The following is an 18,393-nucleotide window of genomic DNA, read 5'->3' on the forward strand; positions in this document are numbered from 1 at the left end:
TTTGGTTGGACACCTATGGTGCCCGGAAGACGGGAGGCGTCCATCCCATAACATGAAGACCGCTGTCGACCGGATCGGTGCGGGCAAGGTGCGCCAGGTCAATGCCCGGTTCTCGGCCATGGCCAGCCATTACCTGTTCGAGCCGGAGTTCTGTAATCCCGCCGCCGGATGGGAGAAGGGTCAGGTCGAGAAGAACGTCCAGGATGCCCGGCGCCGGCTGTGGCAGCCACTGCCGTGCTTCCCCGATCTTCCGGCGCTCAATGCCTGGCTCGAGCAGCGCTGCATCGAGCAATGGAGCCAGATTCAGCATGGCCTCATGCCGGGCACGATCGCCGATGCCTGGGCCGACGAGGTTGCCAGCCTTATGCCGCTGGGACGGACCTTCGACGGCTTCGTCGAGCATGCCAAGCGGGTCTCGCCGACCTGTCTCATCCACTTCGAGCGCAACCGCTACAGTGTGCCGGCATCGTTCGCCAACCGCCCGGTCAGCCTGCGTATCTACCCGAACCGGATCGTCGTGGCGGCCGAGGGGCGGATCCTGTGCGAGCATGAGCGGATCATCGAGCGGTCCCATCATCTGCCCGGACGGACGATCTATGACTGGCGTCACTACCTGGCGGTGATCCAGCGCAAGCCAGGGGCTCTGCGCAACGGGGCACCCTTCCTGGAGATGCCCGATGCCTTCCGACAGTTGCAGGGCTCTCTGCTCAAACGGCCCGGTGGTGACCGGGAGCTGGTCGAGATTCTCGCCCTGGTCCTCCAGCACGACGAACAGGCCGTCCTATGCGCCGTCGAGCTCGCGCTTGAAGCCGGCGTGCCGACCAAGACCCACGTCCTCAACATTCTGCACCGACTGACCGACGGCAAGGCTGGCACGCCACCGAAGATCGACGCACCCCAGGCCCTGACCCTGCGGCGTGAACCCAAGGCCAACGTCGAGCGCTACGATGCGCTGCGCAGCAGGGAGACCACCCGTGCGTCATGATCCCGCCAGCGCCGCCGTCGTGATCATGCTGCGTGGCCTCAAGATGTACGGCATGGCTCAAGCCGTCAGCGACCTCGTCGAACAAGGGGCCCCAGCCTTCGATGCCGCCGTGCCGATCCTGTCCCAGCTGCTGAAGGCCGAGGTGGCCGAGCGCGAGGTGCGCTCGATCACCTACCAGACCAAGGCGGCGCGCTTCCCCGCCTACAAGGACCTCACCGGCTTCGACTTTGCCTCCAGCGAGGTGAACGAGGCGATGGTCCGCCAGCTTTACCGGGGCGAGTTCATCGACGGCGCCAATAACGTCGTGCTGATCGGTGGGCCCGATCCCACGACATAATACACACCTCGCTATGTTATTGAAAATTCAAGACGCTCTGAGCATCTGATTGTGATAACGGGCTCCGCATGCCCCGTTTGGCGTAATGCTGTATCTCTGAGCGGTCGATATCTGCCCGCTTAATGACCCAAGGCGCGCCCTTGCAGTATTGCTCAGCTGGTAGATGGCCAGCGCGGATCATGCGCAATACGGTCATCGGTCGCACATCGAGTATCTCTGCGGCTTCCTTCAAGGTGTGCTCGCGACGCGCAATGCGCTCACCCACGTTATAGACGTCTATACCGCGCTGATTGCGGAAGGAGCAAACGCGTGATTGCGTCCATCCGTTCTTACGACCGGTGATTTTAACCATTCGATTCAAGAGCGATGCGATGTCCTTGTCGGGCAATTGCCGTGCGAGTGCCTCGATCAGCGGATCGAGATCAGGAGCTAAGCTCCAACGATGGTGACCCGCCTTGTTCTTTTTGACAGCAAGGGCAGTATGATCGCCGCCCTGCCAATGCACCATCATCTTGATTTGCTCGTCCTCGACGCGCACGACGATCTCGCGCACGACGGCGCGGATGATGCGCTTGCGCGTGCCGTTTGTTGCATTGGGATGATGCCACGCTTCGGCGAGATCAGCGCCCATGCGGAGCAAATCCAACCGTTCAGCGTCTCCCAGTGCCTCTGGCTTCCTGCTGTCGAGCGCATCCAGTTCCGACTGGCGTTCTCGAACCAGGGTCAACGCAGCATCCCACCGTCGCTCGAGCTCTGCCGCCACAAGCCGGTTGTCGGGATCGACGGCATCATACTGGCGCCGGGAATGGGCCGCCTCATAGCGGGCCTGTTCGAGCGCCAGTACCACTTGGCACCGTTTCTCGTTCGCCTGCTGGGACGAGATCACGACTGCCTGAAGCGCCGCCTCAAAGCCGAGCGGCTGAAGGCGCTCGAGAACCTCGGTGCCGACCGCTTGATCGACGCGCAGCGAACCAAAGCCGATGCACGGGTCGGTCCCATGGTTGATGAAAGCGCCGCGACAGTGATAGCGTCCAGTATTACCATTACTGCCCGAATAGCCGACGTGAAGCTTGCGTCCGCAATGGCCACAACGCAGGAGGCCGCCGAGCAGGAGCTCGCCCTTGCGCAGCGCACCGCGGGGCATCATGCCCTTGCTCGTGGCGTTGTCGGCGATCAGACGCTGGTTCCTCTCGAAATCCGCCCAACTGAGGTAACCTTGATGATGGTCTGGGATCAAGACCTCCCAATCGGCCTGTTCCCGTCTGAAACCGCGCACGATGCGCTTGCGCCCCGCCTCGATCGTGACGCGACTGCAGGTACGCCCGAATGTGTAGGCGCCGCCGTAGATCGGGTTGGTGAGAATATGGTGTACGGTGTTGTAAACGGGCAGCTTCCAGACAATTGACCGTCCAGCTTCGCGCGTATGGCAGACCGCCGGCAGCAAGATACCTTCGCTCCTCAGCGAGAGGTGGACCTGCCGAATGCTTTGCAGCTCGGAAAAGCGCTTGAAAACAAGCGTGAGGGCCTCACGCACGCGCTTGTCGGGATCCATCTCGATGCGGTCATGCCTTGACTTAACATAGCCCACGGCCACAGTCAGAAAGAGCTCGCCGCGTCGCGCTTTAGCCTTCAGCGCCTCGATCGATCGCGCGCGCAGAATTGACAGCTCGAGTTCGCTCATCGTCCCCTTCATACCGAGCAACATTCGGTCGTTGGGATGGCGCGGCTCGTAAATGCCATCCTCGTCGATGATGACCGTACCGACCAGGCCGCAAAACTCGATCAAAGTGTGCCAGTCGCGGCCGTTGCGTGCGAGCCGCGATGCCTCGATCGAGAGCACTGCGCCGACGCGCCCTTCGCAAATCGCCGCCAAGAGCTTCTCGAAGCCGGGACGGCTGATGCCAGAGCCCGAGCGCCCAAGATCGTCGTCAATAACGGTTATGTCGTTCCAGCCAAGGCTGCGGGCGCGATCTGCAAGACCATATTGGCGCCGCCTGCTCTCGTGGTTGTGGGCGAGTTGGTCTGCCGTCGACTGACGGACATAAACGTAGGCACCCCGTGCCAAATGCTCAGGCATGATCTTCATGATCTGTCTCCCCCTTCGCTTGCCCCACTGCCTCCCGGAGCAGGGCCGAGATCAGCGGAAGAAGACGCTCCCGCGCACCTAGGAAAACAGTCGTCACCGGCATCGCCGGAGAAAACAGGTCTGGTTGTCGCTGATTGCGCGGTTGCCTTTGCTCCATGGTTATCTCCTCCACGACGCGAGTCGTCGCGGAGCGAACTTAGGCCTGCATCAAGTTCCCGGCGCAGGTCGCGAAGACACATGAGTGGGAACCGCGGTTTGTCGATGACCGCCATCAAGGCGGCTGACTCTTCGGTCATCCAGATCGGCACAAGCGCCAGACTACCGTCTAGTTGGCGCCCGACGTAGGCCGGCTCGCCGCAATATCGCTGACGCCCAGCAACGATTAGCTCCTCGCCAGAGCGAGGATGGAATGCGTAGTGCACATGCACCTTCGCGTTGTCTTGCTGATATCGGGCATTATGCGCCCCGTCCGACCCGGGTGGGCAAGAGCTGGCTCGCCTGTGCGATCGGGCATCAGGCTTGCCGCGACAATTACTCGGTCCTCTACACCCGGCTGCCGCGGCTGATCGACGAGCTTGCGCTCGCCAAAGGCGACGGACGCATCGCGGTGCGTATGAAGAACCTCGCCCGGGTCAACTTGCTGATCCTCGACGACTGGGGTCTGGAACCGCTCGACGGCAATGCCCGGCACCACCTGCTCGAAATCCTCGAAGACCGCTATGGCCGCCGCTCGACCATGGTGACCAGCCAACTTCCAGTGGCGCGCTGGCACGAACTGATCAACGATCCCACCTACGCCGATGCGATCCTGGACCGCCTCGTTCACAACGCCCACCGGCTCGAAATGACCGGCGAATCCATGCGCCGCCTCACCCCGGTTGCGGCAGCTTGACCATCGGCAAAACGTAGTGCCACAAGACCACCACGATCAGGCTCCAGCCCGACCGGCATCACATCGGAACGGTGGCCGGGACCAGATCGGAATGGGTGGCCGGCTTCCTCGGAATCCGCAGCGTCGCTCAGTGGCACGCCGAACGCGCAGGCCGGCGTCGGCGTCTGGGCAAGCTGGGCAGCAATCCTGCTCTGCGCGCACACACGAGGAGCGCCTTTCTGGTCGAGTCACAAGTGCGAACCCTTGGGCTCAAGACCCATTGATGAGCAGGCAACTAAATGATTCAGGCTCTGCTACGAGACTGGTCATTTGCGACCTGGACTGGCTGACGGGCGATCAGATGGCACGTCTGTCGGCATTTTGCCGAAGAGCCACGGGAAACCACGTATTGACGATCGGCGAGTCCTGATCGGGATTATCTTTGTCAATTGGAACGGCCTGCGCTGACGCGATGCGCCAAGGGAGTACGGGCCTCTTGCTGGAAACGACGGGCACTGCTTCCAGCCTTAGGGTTAAACCGGGATCTCGGGCTGCTGATCGGACGGACCAAGAACGGCGTGAAAATCAAGCACTACGCCGCCACCGAAGCCAACGGACGTTCCTTGTGCGTCTTCATCACGGCGTAGCAATCAGCCACGACCGATGCCCAACCGTTTACTTCTCCGCACTCGCTCTATCCGCCACCTGGGGCTCTGGCTGCGATCAGGAAGGCCTAACAAAGCGCCTTATGCGGAACGCGATGCGAACGTGCCATACTGCCCGCGGAAGAACAGCATCGGGTCCGTCTGCCGATAGGCTTCAAGCCTCAATACTCGGCCGAGGACGAGAAAATGGTCACCGGCGGGCGTTACCGATTCAAGTTTGCATTCGATGGAGGCGACGGCTCCAGCCAGGACTGGCAACTGGTGGTCGGAAATGCTGAATTCGACGCCGGCAAACTTGTCTCCCGGTCCTGCAATCTGGCGGCACAGATCAGTCTGGTCGCTTGCAAGGACATTGACGCAGAAATGCCCGGCTTTCTCAATGAGCGGCCATGTGCTGGAACTGACCGCCGGAAAGAAACCGACCAGCGGAGGATCAAGCGAGACCGAGCTGAATGAACCGACAACCATCCCGACCGGCTTGCCCGTGGTACCCATGGCCGTCAGTACGCAAACGCCTGTGGGGTAATGACCCAGCACATCGCGGAATTTTGCCGCTTCGATCCGCATTTCACTCATTCTATGGGTTATCCTCAATTCCATCAGCGATGCAGCGCCAGCTATCGGTCAGCGATGCGGCCACAACCTGCGTTTAGATAGGGATCGTTTCTGTTGCCCGGCACGCCGTTCGGCCACCGGCAGTCTCTTTTGTCAAACTGATCCGGCGATAGGTTTTTCAAGGCATGAATGCGATCATCGATGGCCGACAGGGCCAGTCCGGGATTGCCTGCAGTTCTGGCGGCACTCCGCAAGGCCAATGAGTCGGCAGCAGCCCAGCGCAGGAAAACCAGATCGATGGGAACACTTTCACCTGACGATGTCCGTGCCGTCGATGCCGACAGTCTGCTTGATACCTATCCCTTGCCTGAATATCTACGGGAGAACGTGCGGCCGGGGCTGGAGATGCTTCTGGCATCGGCTGCCGAGATGACCGACCTCAATGCGAATGGTCGTGCCCGGCTCATGTTCGGAATTCATGACGATCTTGCGCGATTGAAACAGATCGCAGATGACCGGGCGAGTCATCCCGAAATCGCCGACGTGGAGATCCGTGAGCCTCTGTTCATCGTTGGCCTTCCGCGCTGCGGCACAAGCGTGCTGCACGCGCTGCTCAACGAAGATCCCGATGTGCGCGCTCCGTTGCAGTGGGAGATCGCCTATCCATCGCCACCGCCGGAACGGGCGACCGAGAAGACCGATCCACGCATTGCCAAGTACGATGCCTATCTTTGGGAATCGTTTGGCGGCGACCCCAAGGAGTTGCTCAAGGGCCATCCGCTCGGTGCGATGATCCCGCAGGAATGCGGCTCGTTCATGACCAGCTCTTTCCAGAGCAGCAACGTGTGCATGCTGCAGAACCTTCCCCGATTCTACGAATGGTTCAAGGGCATTGATGCAACCTTCCGCTATGAAGTGCACAAGATGTGGTTGCAGCATCTTGGCTGGAAGAATCCCCGCAAGCATTGGGTGCTCAAGATTCAGGAGCACATGTACAAGATGCGCGAACTGCGCACGGTCTATCCCGACGCGATCTTCATTCAGCCGCACCGTGATCCGGCACAAGTTGTCGCATCAATTTCGCAGCTGATGTACGTGATCCGCAGCCCGGCCTATGACGAGCCGGGCAAGGAGAAGATCGGCCAGGAGTTCCTGAACCTTTGGGCAGACGGTATCGAGGCGATGATGAACTATCGCGACGCCCATCCGGACCTGCCGATCCATGACATGCGCTTCAAGGACCTGATCACTGATCCGGTGGGCACGATCCGCAAGGCTTACGCCCAGTTCGGGCGCGAGCTGAGCGACGAAGGTGCGGCGGGCGTGTTGCAATGGCTGGCAGAGAACCCCGCCGACAAGCACGGCAAGCGCAGCTACAGCCTTGAGGAATTCGGGCTGGACGAACAGACGGTTCGCAGCCGCTTTGCGCGGTATACGGAGACCTACCGTGACCTCGTCTGAAGCAGCAACGCTGCGGCAGTGGCCCGACTATCTCGATCTGCTGTCCAAGGCCGACAGCGTTCTCGACCTGCTGGCAGACCCCACCGATCCGCTGGCACGGCAGGAAGCCTATCGGCTGATGTTCATGGCGCTTGCCGCCGGATTCCAGAGCACCTTCGTCGATCCGGATCACCCTGAATTCGTTTGCTCGGTCAGCAACGTCATGAACAGCGTCGGGGTCAATCCCGACTTCGTCTATGGCTCTGCGTCGATCCGCGGCGAAGGGGCCTATCGGTTGAGCGGCAAGCGCGGCGGTGGCGTGTTCGTGCTGTTCGATATCAATGCCGGTTCCATCGGCGTGCTCGACGCCTTTGGGCCATCGGTCGGTTTTATCGATCTTGATGAATGCACGCTGGGACCGGACGGCAGCTTTGACATCCTGCTCAGCGCCGAACGGCCAGTGGGCTACACCGGCGACTGGGTGCATCTCGATCCTCGCGCCTGCAACATCGCGGTGCGCCGTGCCTATTACAATTGGGGCGTGGAAGAAGAGGCGAAGATCGCAATCGAGCGCGTCGACCGGCCTGTCGGACCTGCAAGGCTGGATGCTGTGGAAATCGCGCGACGGCTCACTGCGCTTTCGGGCTTTGTCGAACGCTATGTCGGGTTTGCCTTGGGTTATGGCGCAAGGCAGCGCGCGCAAGGGGTGGTCAACCGGCTCGAGCATGACGACTGGGCCGGACGCGGCGGGCTTTCGAACCAGCACTACTATCAGGGCATCTTCGCGCTCGAACCGGGGCAGGCGATGATCCTCGAAACCGATGTGCCCGAAACCGTGCGCTACTGGAACATCCAGCTTAACGATCCGCTTTGGAATTCCATCGAATGGTTCAACCGCCAGAGCAGCCTGAACGCTTCACAAGCAACGCTGGACAGTGACGGGAAGTTCCGTGCGGTGATTGCGCTGGACGATCCGGGCGTGCCAAACTGGCTTGATCCGGGCGGCCACCTGACCGGATCGCTGATGCTGCGCTGGACGCAGGCAAACTATGGTCCGGAACCGACCCTGCAAATTGTCGATGCGGCCACGGTGCGCGCGCATCTCCCCACCGATACCCCGACGGTTACGCCCGAGGCGCGTCAGGACGCGCTGCGCAAGCGGCTGCGGGGGTCGCAATGGCGGCACCGCTGGTAGAAAGGTAGCTCTGACGGACGTTGGAATTTCCGCACTGCGAACGCTGATTGCCGGATCGAGCAGTGGCATCGCCTGACAAGCATAACGCCGGAAGCCGGAAGCCGGAAGCTGTGCCGAGGCCGATCAGCGCCCGATAACGATCTTCGCATGCGGGCTGCCAGCTTGCGCGGCCCAAGCTTCCTCTGCTCGGTTGAGCGGATAGATGGCGGTATCTACTGCTAGCGTACCTGCTGCAGCCATCTTCATCAGTCGCTCGAAGGCGGCACGGCGCTCCGCGGCAGGTCGTTGACCTGTGCCGACACCGATATGGCTGCGGAAGACCAGATCGCGCAACGAGAGTGTGACCGTCGGGCCGGCCTGCACGCCGATGCTCATCATGCGTGCACCCGGCCGGGTGGCGCGCATCGCGGCCTCTGCGGGAGGCCCGTAGATCACATCGAGCACGACATCGAAGCCGCCATTCGAGGCAGCCTTCAGCATCGCATCATCATCGCCCGTGCCAAGTTGCACGGATGCATCGGCCCAGCCGCGCGCTTCGAGTGCGGCAAGCTTTCCGGCGCTGCGCGCTGCGGCCACGATATGCCCAGCCCCCATGATTCTTGCGAGTTGAAGTGCGACCTGACCGACCGGACCAGTTGCGCCGAGGATCAGGACATTGTCACCTTGCCGGATGCGCGCCTCTTCCATCGGGATGAGCGCGCCCGTGCCCGATATGGCCAGCCCGATGACCTGATCGTCAGCCAGCTCCGCAGGGATGGGCCAGACTTCGGCATCTGAGACCAGCGTCTGCTCGGCCATCGCGCCGAACGGGGCGATGCTGTGGCCGAAATAGACGCGCGTACCGTCGTCCAGCGCACCCACGCCTTCGCCGCCAGGGATATAGGGACCGGCCAGCGGACCGAAGAATCCCTTTGCGCGCATCAGGTCTGTCGGGCCGATCCCGGCGGCCGCAACGGTAATCAGTTGCGCGCCTGCAGTGGCCTGCGGGGCTGCATGATCGGCCAGTGAAAAGCTGCCGTCGGGCGCGATGATTGCGGCCTGCATGTGCGGAATTCCTTGGCTGAATGAAAAAGGGCCACCCGCGCAAGGGTGCGCGGGTGGCCCATATGGGACTATCCGATCAATATGCGCCGGGGGGTGAAATACCGTCAGCACCGGTCATGTTGCGGCCGTAGATTTCATAGCCGATGGTGGGGATGTTCTGGATGTGGCGCGTGGCCATCGAGACATCGCGCCAATAGCGGTTGATCGGCTTGTCGAGCGCAAAGGCCGACGAACCGGCCTGGAACATCAGCGATTCGCTTGCACCATGAACGAGTTCGATCATCTGCGCACCCGCAGCGCGGTGCTGCGCTTTTTCCGCGAGCGTGAACTCTTCGCCCATGCCGACGCGGTCGAGCTTGGCGGTGAGATCGAACAGGATCAGCTTGGCCGTGTTCACCATAGCGGCAGCTTCACCAAGATCACGCATGTAAGCGCCAGACTGGGTACGGGTGGGGATGAATGTGGTCAACACTGGCTTCTTGGGGGCCTCGGCAGCCACAATCTCGACCATAGCTTCGACCGCACCGATGAGCTGCGCAATGCCGGTTGTCCGCACGACCGGGACTGCAGGCAGATAGTCAGAAGGCGCGCCGAAGTGACGCTTCGTATCGTCGATCTGGCCGGCGCGTTCGCTCATCAGCACCATCTGGCCGTCAGGAATGAACACGTTTTCGGCAATTGCGGTGTCCGAACCGGTGCCCTGCATGCCGGAAACAAACCAGCTGTTCTCGATGGTCATCTGATCCATCGGAATATAGCACATGTTGATGCCGGGAACGACGGGACCGTCATAATCCTCCAGCACCACCCCTTGCTGCGCCCAGGTCGACTGGCGCGAGCCCGACATGTACGGCCACTTGCCATTGATGACCCATCCGCCATCGACCTTGCGGGCCTTGCCGGGAGGATTGTAGGCACCGCAGACCGGCTGCGCGCCGCTGCCGAACACTGCGTCCTGCACGCTGTCGGGCGCAAGGCTGGTGATCCAGCTGGTGCCATTGATGATCTGCATGACCCAGCTGACAGCAGGATCACCCTTGGCGATCTCGATCTGCACCCGGCAAAAATCAGTGGTCGAGAGGCCGAAGCCGCCCACGCGCTTGGGCACGAGCAAGCGAAGCAGGCCGTGCTCCTTCAGCGCCTTGTCCACTGCGGGAGTTGGCGCGCGCAGCCGTTCGCCTTCGGGCGCTTCCTTCTGGAGCATCGGGCGCAGGCTGCGCGCAAGCTCGACAAAGCCATCCGCGACGTCTTTCGGCGCGAAAGCGCGTTGGCCATCGATGTTGATTTTGGCAATGGTGGCCATCAGTTCATCCTTTCTTTCGTACCGGCTTGATAGCCGACAGTATGCAGCGCCCATTGCAGGAGATGCTCGGGCGATTCATTCCAGCATTGCATCCAGTTCTCGTCCGCCGGGATGACAAGCGTGCTGAGTTGGAGCCTGACCAGTGTCTCGATAAACACTTCACGGTTGATCGGAGTTTGCGTCCTGCTTTCAAGATAATCGAGCGAGGGTTCGAGAGCTTCTCGCACCGCAACCTTGTGGCGCTGGAAGTGTGCGCGAAGGAAATCCAGGTGGAACGCCGGTTCAACTTCGAAGATGCGATCCGGCGTTCTGTCGATCGTGAAATGGGCAAAGAACTTCATCACCGCACGGAAGCGTTCCATCGGTTCTTCATGAGCATCAGCGACTTCCGATATGCCCTGTTCGAAGCTCGCGCAGACATATTCGGAAACCGCGGCGAGCACCTCTTCCTTCGAGGCAAAGTAGCGGTAAAGCGTCCCGCGCGAGACGCCGCTCGCATCGCTGATGTCGCGCATGGAAAGGCGACGGGCGCCCACAGTCTGAATGGCGCGCAAGGTGCCTTCCAGAATCTTCTGGACGCTTGCGAACTGTTCGCCGACGGCAGTGCCGCCCCATTCACCCTGTGGGAGTAGTTTCACCCTGAAGCCTCCAGTTCCGAGAGATTGTGAGGCACGCTGACATAGCCAGGAAGATGTTGCCCGCCATCCACGTTGATCAATTCGCCATTGACGAAGCGTGACATTTCCGATGCCAGGAACACTACCACCGGGCCAATATCGTTTTCGGGATCGCCTGCCCGTTTGAGCGGATTGCTGGCAGTCGCCATGTCTAGGAATCCAGGCACCTTTTCGGCCAGTTCGGCAAAGACCTGACCCATGCCGGTGGGGGCAATGGCATTGGTGCGAATGTTGAACCGGCCCCATTCAACAGCGGCGGACCGCGTCAGGCCAAGGATCGCTCCCTTGTTCATGTTGTAGTCGCTGTGCAGCCAGGCACCGGTCTGCGCGTCGATCGAATAGAACGTGACAATCGAACCGCCACCGCGCGCTTTCATGTGCGGGAAGGCGGCGCGCATGGCCCACCAGCTGCCGTAAGTGCCGATCTTGAGCGTTTCCTCAAGCATTTCGTCGGTCTTGTGTTCAAGCAGGATGTTGGGCGACAACGCCGAAGCGTTGAGCACAAGCGTGTCCAGCCCACCAAACTCCGCCACTGCCCGATCGATCATGCCAGTAACCTGGTCCTTGATCGCCATGTCGGCAGAAATCCCGACAGCGCCAACGCCGAATTCCTCACGGATCTCTGCGGCAACTCTTTCCGTCGCGGCGCCATCCCGGCCAGTGATGAGCAGATTGGAGCCTTCCCGGGCCATGCGGCGCGAAATGCCGTAACCGAGACCTTTGGCACCGCCGGTAACGATGGCGACCTTGTCTTGCAGCAACCCGCTCATGCCACAGTCTCACGCAGCGGTTCTAACAGCATTCTGTCCAACTCGGTTCTCTCCTGGCAACGATCGCGCGTCAACACATAGCCGCGCGTCACGCCTTCATTATCGATGAATAGATACTTCAGACCCGATTCTTCCTCATCTGCCAGCTTCCACTGTCCCTCGGCCAGAGGCGGCTTGGGAAGAAGCACAATGGGGTATGTCGTGGTTTTTACCTGCACGGACAGGGTGGGGAAGCGAATGTCCGTCGGCGTGCCGAGCACGCTGGGCGCAATCGCGCGGGCTGCGGCCATGATCGGGGTGACATAGGCGGCGAGCCCATTCGGATATTCCGCACAATCGCCGATGGCGTAAATCGACGGATCGCTGGTGCGGCCGGTCCGATCGACCTTGATCCCGCGTCCCACCTCCAGTCCAGCTTCGCGCGCAAGGTCCGTATTCGGACGCAGGCCCACTGCCGAAAGAACCACGTCGGTAAAAATAGTGGTACCGTCGTCAAGCGTTCCGCGCAAACCACCTTCGGGCAGCTTGTCGAGCGATACGACCTTGCGGCCAAGATGCCATTCGACACCGTGCCCTGCCAGGGTTTCGCGGACCTTCTCTCCCACTTGCACCGGGATCAGCTGGGCCAGTGGATGGCCGAGCATGTCGACGACAACAGGCCTGTAGCCGTTGGTTACGAGGTCATTGGCAAATTCTGTGCCGACCAGCCCCGCGCCCATGATCAGGACGCGTGCACCATCAGGCAGTTTTTCCCGGAACTCGCGGTAGTGATCGAGCGAATTGACTGCGATTGCGAGATGAGCGGCGTCACCATTGATGGGCGGGCGGACCGGATCGGCGCCAAGCGCAAGAATCAGCTTGTCGTAAAAGATCGGGCCGCCGGTCGTCAGCAGCACCTTGCCCGCAGTATCGATACTTTCGGCTTCGCGTCCCGCCCGCAGATCGAGCTTGAGTTGCGCCGCCATCTTCTCGCCGGGTGTCGTTATCAGCGTATCGGCGACCTTGCCTTTCGCCAATGCAGTGGACAGCGCCGGCTTGGAGTAGAAGTGCCCGTCGTCGTGGGTAACGAGCGTGAGGCTGGCGTCCGGCGCAAGCTTCCTGAGCTCGCGCAAGACACCGTAGCCTGCAAGGCCACTGCCAACTACCACGATATGGGGTGCAGCCGAGGTCATGGCGTTAGAGGAAGATCGCCAGGTTCGACATGCCCAGCGTGGACTGGTCGACTATGATCTCGCGCCGGGCGAGCTTGTAGGCACCCCCGACCAGACGCCAGATGTCGCGGCGTTCAGCGCTGATCGTCTCGTTCTCCGCAACATCGAAGCGGCTGCGTTCGACGTAGAGGTAACTCGACACTTCGTACTCCCCCGCAGTCTCGCATTCGGCGACACGGGTGTTGGTGACGAAACGGCGCGTGCGCGACGGCGGATCTTCGGCCCATGCGCTCTTGGAAAGACGCCCGGTGCGCATCAGGATCGACGAGTAGTTATCGTCGAAATGCATCATCGTGCGCATCACGTCGCGGTCCTTGTTGGGACCGTTGCGGGTCAGGCGGACAGGCGCGGTGTAGAGGAGATCTTCCTCGAGCATGGCAACCCAATCGTCGAACCGGCGCTCGTCCAGCGCTGCAGCCTCGTCATAGAGCGTTTCGAGAATGCGGTTGTAGATCTCCGAACCCAGCGGCACCCGATTGGTGGAGACCAGTCCCCGCATCACGCCGGCCTTTTCGACAGCCGCGGTTGCATAATTCACCATTTCATTAAGTCCTCTTTCAAGACTACCCGCGATCAGGCCGCGATCAGGCGTCGGCCATCAGGTTGTAATAGGCCAGCCACCAGTTCCATTGGGTGTCGTCCTTCGTGAAGCCGGGGTAAAGCAAACCGCCGCCCTTCCAGCCTTCGGGACGTTCATGCCCATGGAGCGCCTGATACTTCAGCGTGATGTCCTTGCTGACGGCGCCACGCGCGTTGCGCATGATCTGCGGCCAGGTGTCTGCGTCGTCCTGCTCGATGATGCCCGATGTGCCCGTCTGCTGAATCGCGTTCTGCAGCATGTCGCGCTTGACCTGCTCGGGCGCGTCCTTTTCGGCGAAGATGAAGTTCACGAACTCGACCTTGTCCGGGCCGCGCGGCACATAGGTGTGCAGGGCCAGCGCGCCGGACGAGCCGCCATCGGCACGCGGGGCAAAGATGAACGCAACAAGGATGTTCGGGAACATGCCACCAACCTGCGGCGGGATCGTCGCCAGCTGCTCCACCTGATCGGGCGACAGGTTCTTGAACAGCTGCGGGATCAGATCCTTGGTGATGCCCGGAGGCGGCAGCATATGCAGCCGTTCCTCGACCGATTTGCCCTCGAAGCTCATGTCCGAAAACATCTTGAAGGTCTGTGCTGCTTCGAGACAGCGCAGCGAGTGGCCCTGTTCACAGCTGACATCGACGCCATACATGCCCGGCGCGTTGTCGTAGATGGATTCCGCTGTGCCACCCATGACCCCGCCTTCCATCAGCGAGCGATGGAGCGTAAGCGTGTGGAAACCGTCCGAACCCGACTGCTCGCCGGGGATCTTCCAGTTGCATGGCAACACGAAACGCTGTGGCGGGCCGAGCATTTCCAGGCCGGAATCGGTGCGGCAGAACAGTTGGTCCAGATAGTACTTCATGTCGCCGAGATACTCGTCGAATGAAGGACCATCGATATTCCAGGTGGCGAAGATCAGCCCGCCATAAACCTGCACGCGCGCCTTCTTGAGGCCCAGCTGGTCCTTGCCGAGGCGGTTGCCGTGCATTTGCTCCTTTTCGACAGGCGCACCGATGAAGCTGCCGTCGGGACGGAATGCCCAGCCGTGATAAATGCAGCGATGCGCGTGAGCGTTGCCGGCTTCGGCCGTGCAAACCTTCATGCCGCGGTGGGGGCAGACGTTCAAGGATACGTGGATTTCGTTGTTGCGATCACGCGTGACGATCACCTGATCTTCGCCCATGTCACGTACGACGAAATCGCCGGGCTTGGGAATTTCAGTGTCATGCGCAAGGAGCAGCCAGGTCTTGGCGAAAATGCGCTCCATTTCGAGCTTGTAGAGCTCTTCGTCGCTCATCACGCGCAGCATGACTTCGTTTGTGTCGCGCTTGATGAGATCATCGAGTGTCGCGCCGTCAGCCAGCGTGAATGTTGCTTTATGAAGCATGATCCTCTCCACCGAATCTATCGAAAAAATTCCTTGGCCTCCTTATACAGGTTGAACGAAATGTGTTCAACCTGTAATTGGGCCAGGAGAGGAGTAAAAGTCATGTCCAAGCGCTTGAAAGTCGTGATCGATAAGCCCGCATGCTGCGGCTATGGCGTCTGCGCCGAAATCTGCCCGGAAGTATACAAGCTCGACGAAAACGGCATTGTCTATGTCGATGATGAGATCGTGCCCGAAGGTCTGGAAGACCGCGCCCGCGAAGGCGCCGAGGCCTGCCCGCAGGCTGCGCTCGCCGTCGTCGAAGCGTAATGCAGGTACTGCTCCGGCGGACCTGATGCCGCCGGAGCCGAGGCCTGTTTCATTGCTCCATCTGGCCTGACAGGACCTGCGCCACACGCTGCGATTCGGGGATCGCGGCTATGCCGATGCGGCGATCCAATTCTTCCTCAAACCAATAGAGCGCGCGTTCTTGATGGGGTGACTACACGAAAGTGACGTAACTGCACGCTAAGGGCGAACGGATAGCGAACACATGTGGCGGGCAGATTTCCGCTACGAACACGGTCCGCTTATTTTCGGACGATATGCCCACAGGTTGGCTGTCATGAGGGTGTAGCCACCTTCCCCATCGGGACGAAGAACAGCCAGAAAGTCCCGATCATCGCGTATCTGCGCATGAGCGATTGCTGATGCGGGAACTATATGCCTGTTTTCCTTACCTTGGATCACTCGTTTGATCCGTACTTGAAGGTTATACTGGCTCCGCCAATTTGGCAGACCATCGGAGCCGGGACTGGCCTTTGAGCTAATCGTCACTATGCGTCCGACAACGGCAAGGTCTCCACATGCATATTCTAGCGCATCTGCGGCCTCGCCATCTTGGACCGTGGCGCATCCGCTGAGGGCACAGAGTAGCGGCAATAGCAGTTTGCGGAGCAACGCTCGATGTTCCGACAGCATGCAGGTAATTCCCAAGTTCATGGCGTTTTTTGTTCCAGTGCCTTGTAGAGAGCTGTCTTCCCGATCTTGAGGCGCGCGGCGGCTTCGCGAACAGTTAGGCCCGCTGCGATATGCGCCCGCGCCTTGCGTAGCTTGTCGGGGGTGACGACAGGGCGGCGACCACCCTTGTTACCCCGATCGCGCGCGGCCTTGAGGCCAGCATGGGTGCGTTCCCGGATTAGATCTCGCTCGAATTGGGCAAGCGAGCCAAAGATGTTGAACACCAGCATCCCGCCCGAAGTGGTAGTGTCGATGTTTTCGGTGAGCGAGCGGAATCCGATGCCGCGCGCCGCAAGCTCGCCGACTTTCTCGATCAGATGGCTCATTGAGCGCCCAAGACGATCGAGTTTCCAGACCACCAGCGTGTCGCCGGTACGCAGATAGGCGAGCGCCTCGGCCAGGCCAGGCCGATCGGTCTTGGCGCCGGACGCATGGTCGTCGAAGATGCGCTCGCATCCGGCCACATTCAGCGCGTCATGCTGAAGCGCCAGCTTCTGATCGCCGGTCGATACCCGCGCATAGCCGATCAGTGCCACGACCGGTCCCAATCTGTCCGTTTTCCCATCAATTTGCATTCTTGTCCGAATCGCCATCGCGGGTCCAGAGTTGACGGACATATTCATGCTGACCGCCAGAGGACCGTCTGACGGACTCGCAAAGCGAAGGAGATGATGCGTGGCGAGACGGCGACTGGTGAGCCCGGAAATCTGGGCGGGGCATTATAGCGCGCCGCTCGATGAGCGCGAGATTGCGCGGCACTATACGCTGACCAGCGACGACGTGGAAATTGTCGGCCGCCGTCGCGGCGATGCCACCCGGCTCGGTTTCGCGATGCTCCTGCTCACTATGAGATGGCCTGGCCGTGCGCTGGAAGCGGGCGAAGTCCCGCCCGCTCCTGTGCTCGCCTATGTAGCGCAGCAACTCGACATCGCGCCTGAAGCCTTTGCGGCCTATGCTCATCGGGACCAGACCCGTCGCGAGCATCTCGTTGAAATCCGACGATCGCACGGGTTCAGGATCTTCGACCGCGACGCCTTCCGTGAAGTTGTCGCCTTCTCGATCCCGATCGCGCAGACCATCATCCATCCCGGCCAGATGGCAGGGGTCATCGTCGATGAACTCCGCCGTCGGCAGATCCTCCTGCCTTCTTCGTCGATTCTCGAAGCGGTACTGCGACGGGCTCGCCAGCAAGCTGAACAGCTTACCTATGAAGTGCTCACAAATGGCCTGCTGCCCGACACACTACAGGGCCTGGACGATTTGCTGGCGCGACGGTCGGGGCAGGCCACCACATGGCTATCCTGGCTACGCAATGCGCCACAGTCGCCGGCAGCGCGCACCATCCTGCGCCTGATCGAACGGCTCGCCTATGTCCGCGCGCTGGGCCTCGATCGCGCCCGTGCCGACATGATCCCGGCTTTGACTTTTGACAGGCTGGCGGACGAAGGCAGCCGCATCACGCCCCAGCACCTTGGCGAACTCAATGCCCTACGGAGACATGCAACACTGGCGGCAACCGGCATCCGCCTTGAGGAAAGCCTGACCGACGCGGCCCTGACGATGTTCGACAAGCTGTTGGGGAGCATGGCGCGCCGCGCCGAGAACCGGACTCGCGACAAAGCCCTAAAGACGGTGCGCGAGCTGCAAGGCCATCTCCGGACGCTCACGGGATCTTGCCGGCTCCTCATCGACGCGCGCACCAAGGGCGTGGATTTTCTGGCGCAGATCGAGGCGCTGGACTGGCAGCGCTTCGCCGTGGCCGTCGAGCAGGCCGAAGTGCTCGGGCGACCGGAAACCGTCGATCGCACGGCCGAATTGATCGAGCGGCATCGCACTGTGAAGCTCTTTGCCGGTGCCTTTCTCAACACCTTTGAATTTCGCGGCGCCGGTGCGGTGCAGGGGCTCCTGTCAGCGCTGGCCATCATCGCGGAGCTCTACCAGACCGGCAAAAGGCGCTTGCCTGATCGCGTGCCGCTGCGCTTTGTGCCGTCCGCATGGCGGCCGTTCGTCCTGCGCGATGGCATCGTCGATCGTGCCGCCTATGAACTATGCGCCCTGTCGCAGCTACGTGAACGGCTGCGAGCGGGAGACATTTGGGTCGCGGGAAGCCGGCAGTTTCGCGATTTCGACAGCTATCTCATCCCGCCGGCGACCTTTGCGGCGCTTCACGAGAAGGGGCCTTTGCCGCTAGCCATCGAAACGGATTTCGAGCGCCATATCGAGGAAAGGCGCACCAGGCTCGACACGGCGATCGAACAGGTGACGATCCTTGCACGGCAAGG

Annotated in this window: 14 protein-coding genes and 4 pseudogenes; 8 read left to right on the forward strand and 10 right to left on the reverse strand. The window is 61.0% G+C overall.

Going from position 1 to position 18,393, the window contains the following annotated elements; translation table 11 throughout:
- A pseudogene (locus AX703_RS05585) lies at window positions 1-985 on the forward strand (IS21 family transposase); the annotation flags it as partial.
- Window positions 975-1,307 (forward strand): annotated as a pseudogene (locus tag AX703_RS05590) (ATP-binding protein); the annotation flags it as partial. The pseudogenes AX703_RS05585 and AX703_RS05590, both read left to right, overlap by 11 nt.
- Window positions 1,308-1,338: 31 nt before the next feature.
- Here the strand turns inward: AX703_RS05590 and AX703_RS05595 are convergent.
- The gene (locus tag AX703_RS05595; RefSeq protein WP_082734436.1) at window positions 1,339-3,408 is read right to left on the reverse strand and encodes a recombinase family protein; all 2,070 of its coding nucleotides are present in this window, start codon (window positions 3,406-3,408) and stop codon (window positions 1,339-1,341) included.
- 469 nt (window positions 3,409-3,877) lie between these two features.
- On the opposite strand from AX703_RS05595, the pseudogene AX703_RS05600 reads away from it, so the two are divergent.
- Both AX703_RS05600 and AX703_RS26470 read left to right on the forward strand, forming a co-directional pair.
- Window positions 3,878-4,300 (forward strand): annotated as a pseudogene (locus tag AX703_RS05600) (ATP-binding protein); the annotation flags it as partial.
- A 307-nt stretch (window positions 4,301-4,607) separates the two neighbouring features.
- Window positions 4,608-4,744, forward strand: a pseudogene (locus tag AX703_RS26470) (IS5/IS1182 family transposase); the annotation flags it as partial.
- 281 nt (window positions 4,745-5,025) lie between these two features.
- Here AX703_RS26470 and AX703_RS05605 read toward each other — a convergent pair.
- Window positions 5,026-5,520 carry a flavin reductase family protein gene (locus AX703_RS05605; protein ID WP_062343199.1) on the reverse strand — a complete coding sequence of 165 codons (495 nt, stop codon included), beginning with the start codon at window positions 5,518-5,520 and terminating at the stop codon, window positions 5,026-5,028.
- A gap of 276 nt (window positions 5,521-5,796) precedes the next feature.
- On the opposite strand from AX703_RS05605, the gene AX703_RS05610 reads away from it, so the two are divergent.
- Both AX703_RS05610 and AX703_RS05615 read left to right on the forward strand, forming a co-directional pair.
- Complete coding sequence (locus tag AX703_RS05610) at window positions 5,797-6,960, forward strand: sulfotransferase (protein ID WP_062343208.1); 1,164 nt, start codon at window positions 5,797-5,799, stop codon at window positions 6,958-6,960.
- Window positions 6,947-8,134, forward strand: coding sequence for a hypothetical protein (locus AX703_RS05615; RefSeq protein WP_231735391.1), 1,188 nt, complete (start codon window positions 6,947-6,949; stop codon window positions 8,132-8,134). The genes AX703_RS05610 and AX703_RS05615 overlap by 14 nt, the downstream gene beginning before the upstream one ends.
- A gap of 123 nt (window positions 8,135-8,257) precedes the next feature.
- Here AX703_RS05615 and AX703_RS05620 read toward each other — a convergent pair whose 3' ends face one another.
- The 7 genes from AX703_RS05620 to AX703_RS05650 all read right to left on the reverse strand — a co-directional run bounded on the left by AX703_RS05620 (window position 8,258) and on the right by AX703_RS05650 (window position 15,112).
- Window positions 8,258-9,178: a zinc-binding alcohol dehydrogenase family protein gene (locus tag AX703_RS05620; protein ID WP_062343200.1), complete on the reverse strand. Its 921-nt coding sequence runs from the start codon at window positions 9,176-9,178 to the stop codon at window positions 8,258-8,260.
- Between the two features lie 76 nt (window positions 9,179-9,254).
- Window positions 9,255-10,481: an acyl-CoA dehydrogenase family protein gene (locus AX703_RS05625; RefSeq protein ID WP_197423625.1), complete on the reverse strand. Its 1,227-nt coding sequence runs from the start codon at window positions 10,479-10,481 to the stop codon at window positions 9,255-9,257.
- Complete coding sequence (locus tag AX703_RS05630) at window positions 10,481-11,119, reverse strand: TetR/AcrR family transcriptional regulator (protein WP_062343202.1); 639 nt, start codon at window positions 11,117-11,119, stop codon at window positions 10,481-10,483. The genes AX703_RS05625 and AX703_RS05630 overlap by 1 nt, the downstream gene beginning before the upstream one ends.
- The gene (locus AX703_RS05635; protein WP_062343203.1) at window positions 11,116-11,928 is read right to left on the reverse strand and encodes an SDR family NAD(P)-dependent oxidoreductase; all 813 of its coding nucleotides are present in this window, start codon (window positions 11,926-11,928) and stop codon (window positions 11,116-11,118) included. Before AX703_RS05635 ends, AX703_RS05630 begins: the two co-directional genes overlap by 4 nt.
- Window positions 11,925-13,100 (reverse strand): NAD(P)/FAD-dependent oxidoreductase, encoded by a 1,176-nt coding sequence (locus AX703_RS05640; protein WP_062343204.1) that lies wholly within the window; start codon window positions 13,098-13,100, stop codon window positions 11,925-11,927. The genes AX703_RS05635 and AX703_RS05640 overlap by 4 nt, the downstream gene beginning before the upstream one ends.
- A 4-nt stretch (window positions 13,101-13,104) precedes the next feature.
- Window positions 13,105-13,680 (reverse strand): 3-phenylpropionate/cinnamic acid dioxygenase subunit beta, encoded by a 576-nt coding sequence (locus tag AX703_RS05645; protein WP_062343205.1) that lies wholly within the window; start codon window positions 13,678-13,680, stop codon window positions 13,105-13,107.
- A 43-nt stretch (window positions 13,681-13,723) separates the two neighbouring features.
- Window positions 13,724-15,112: an aromatic ring-hydroxylating dioxygenase subunit alpha gene (locus AX703_RS05650; protein WP_062343206.1), complete on the reverse strand. Its 1,389-nt coding sequence runs from the start codon at window positions 15,110-15,112 to the stop codon at window positions 13,724-13,726.
- Window positions 15,113-15,214: 102 nt separating this feature from the next.
- Between AX703_RS05650 and AX703_RS05655 the strand changes: the two genes are divergently transcribed.
- Window positions 15,215-15,421, forward strand: a complete 207-nt coding sequence (locus AX703_RS05655; RefSeq protein ID WP_062343207.1) for a ferredoxin — start codon at window positions 15,215-15,217, stop codon at window positions 15,419-15,421.
- A gap of 668 nt (window positions 15,422-16,089) precedes the next feature.
- On the opposite strand, the gene AX703_RS05660 is transcribed toward AX703_RS05655, so the two are convergent.
- On the reverse strand, window positions 16,090-16,647 hold the full coding sequence (locus AX703_RS05660) for a recombinase family protein (RefSeq protein WP_031290454.1): 558 nt from the start codon (window positions 16,645-16,647) through the stop codon (window positions 16,090-16,092).
- A 157-nt stretch (window positions 16,648-16,804) separates the two neighbouring features.
- Between AX703_RS05660 and AX703_RS05665 the strand changes: the two genes are divergently transcribed.
- Window positions 16,805-18,393, forward strand: a 1,589-nt coding sequence (locus tag AX703_RS05665; RefSeq protein ID WP_369820989.1) for a DUF4158 domain-containing protein, incomplete at its 3' end; no start/stop codon positions are given.

Origin of the sequence: Novosphingobium sp. CCH12-A3, assembly GCF_001556015.1 — a bacterium.
Classification (GTDB): domain Bacteria; phylum Pseudomonadota; class Alphaproteobacteria; order Sphingomonadales; family Sphingomonadaceae; genus Novosphingobium; species Novosphingobium subterraneum.

Excerpts from the sequence above, each read along its gene's own strand:
- AX703_RS05595 (WP_082734436.1), bottom strand. The coding sequence starts at position 3,408 with ATGAAGATCATGCCTGAGCATTTGGCACGGGGTGCCTACGTTTATGTC.
- AX703_RS05605 (WP_062343199.1), bottom strand. The coding sequence starts at position 5,520 with ATGAGTGAAATGCGGATCGAAGCGGCAAAATTCCGCGATGTGCTGGGT.
- AX703_RS05610 (WP_062343208.1), top strand. The coding sequence starts at position 5,797 with ATGGGAACACTTTCACCTGACGATGTCCGTGCCGTCGATGCCGACAGT.
- AX703_RS05620 (WP_062343200.1), bottom strand. The coding sequence starts at position 9,178 with ATGCAGGCCGCAATCATCGCGCCCGACGGCAGCTTTTCACTGGCCGAT.
- AX703_RS05625 (WP_197423625.1), bottom strand. The coding sequence starts at position 10,481 with ATGGCCACCATTGCCAAAATCAACATCGATGGCCAACGCGCTTTCGCG.
- AX703_RS05635 (WP_062343203.1), bottom strand. The coding sequence starts at position 11,928 with ATGAGCGGGTTGCTGCAAGACAAGGTCGCCATCGTTACCGGCGGTGCC.
- AX703_RS05640 (WP_062343204.1), bottom strand. The coding sequence starts at position 13,100 with ATGACCTCGGCTGCACCCCATATCGTGGTAGTTGGCAGTGGCCTTGCA.
- AX703_RS05645 (WP_062343205.1), bottom strand. The coding sequence starts at position 13,680 with ATGGTGAATTATGCAACCGCGGCTGTCGAAAAGGCCGGCGTGATGCGG.
- AX703_RS05650 (WP_062343206.1), bottom strand. The coding sequence starts at position 15,112 with ATGCTTCATAAAGCAACATTCACGCTGGCTGACGGCGCGACACTCGAT.
- AX703_RS05655 (WP_062343207.1), top strand. The coding sequence starts at position 15,215 with ATGTCCAAGCGCTTGAAAGTCGTGATCGATAAGCCCGCATGCTGCGGC.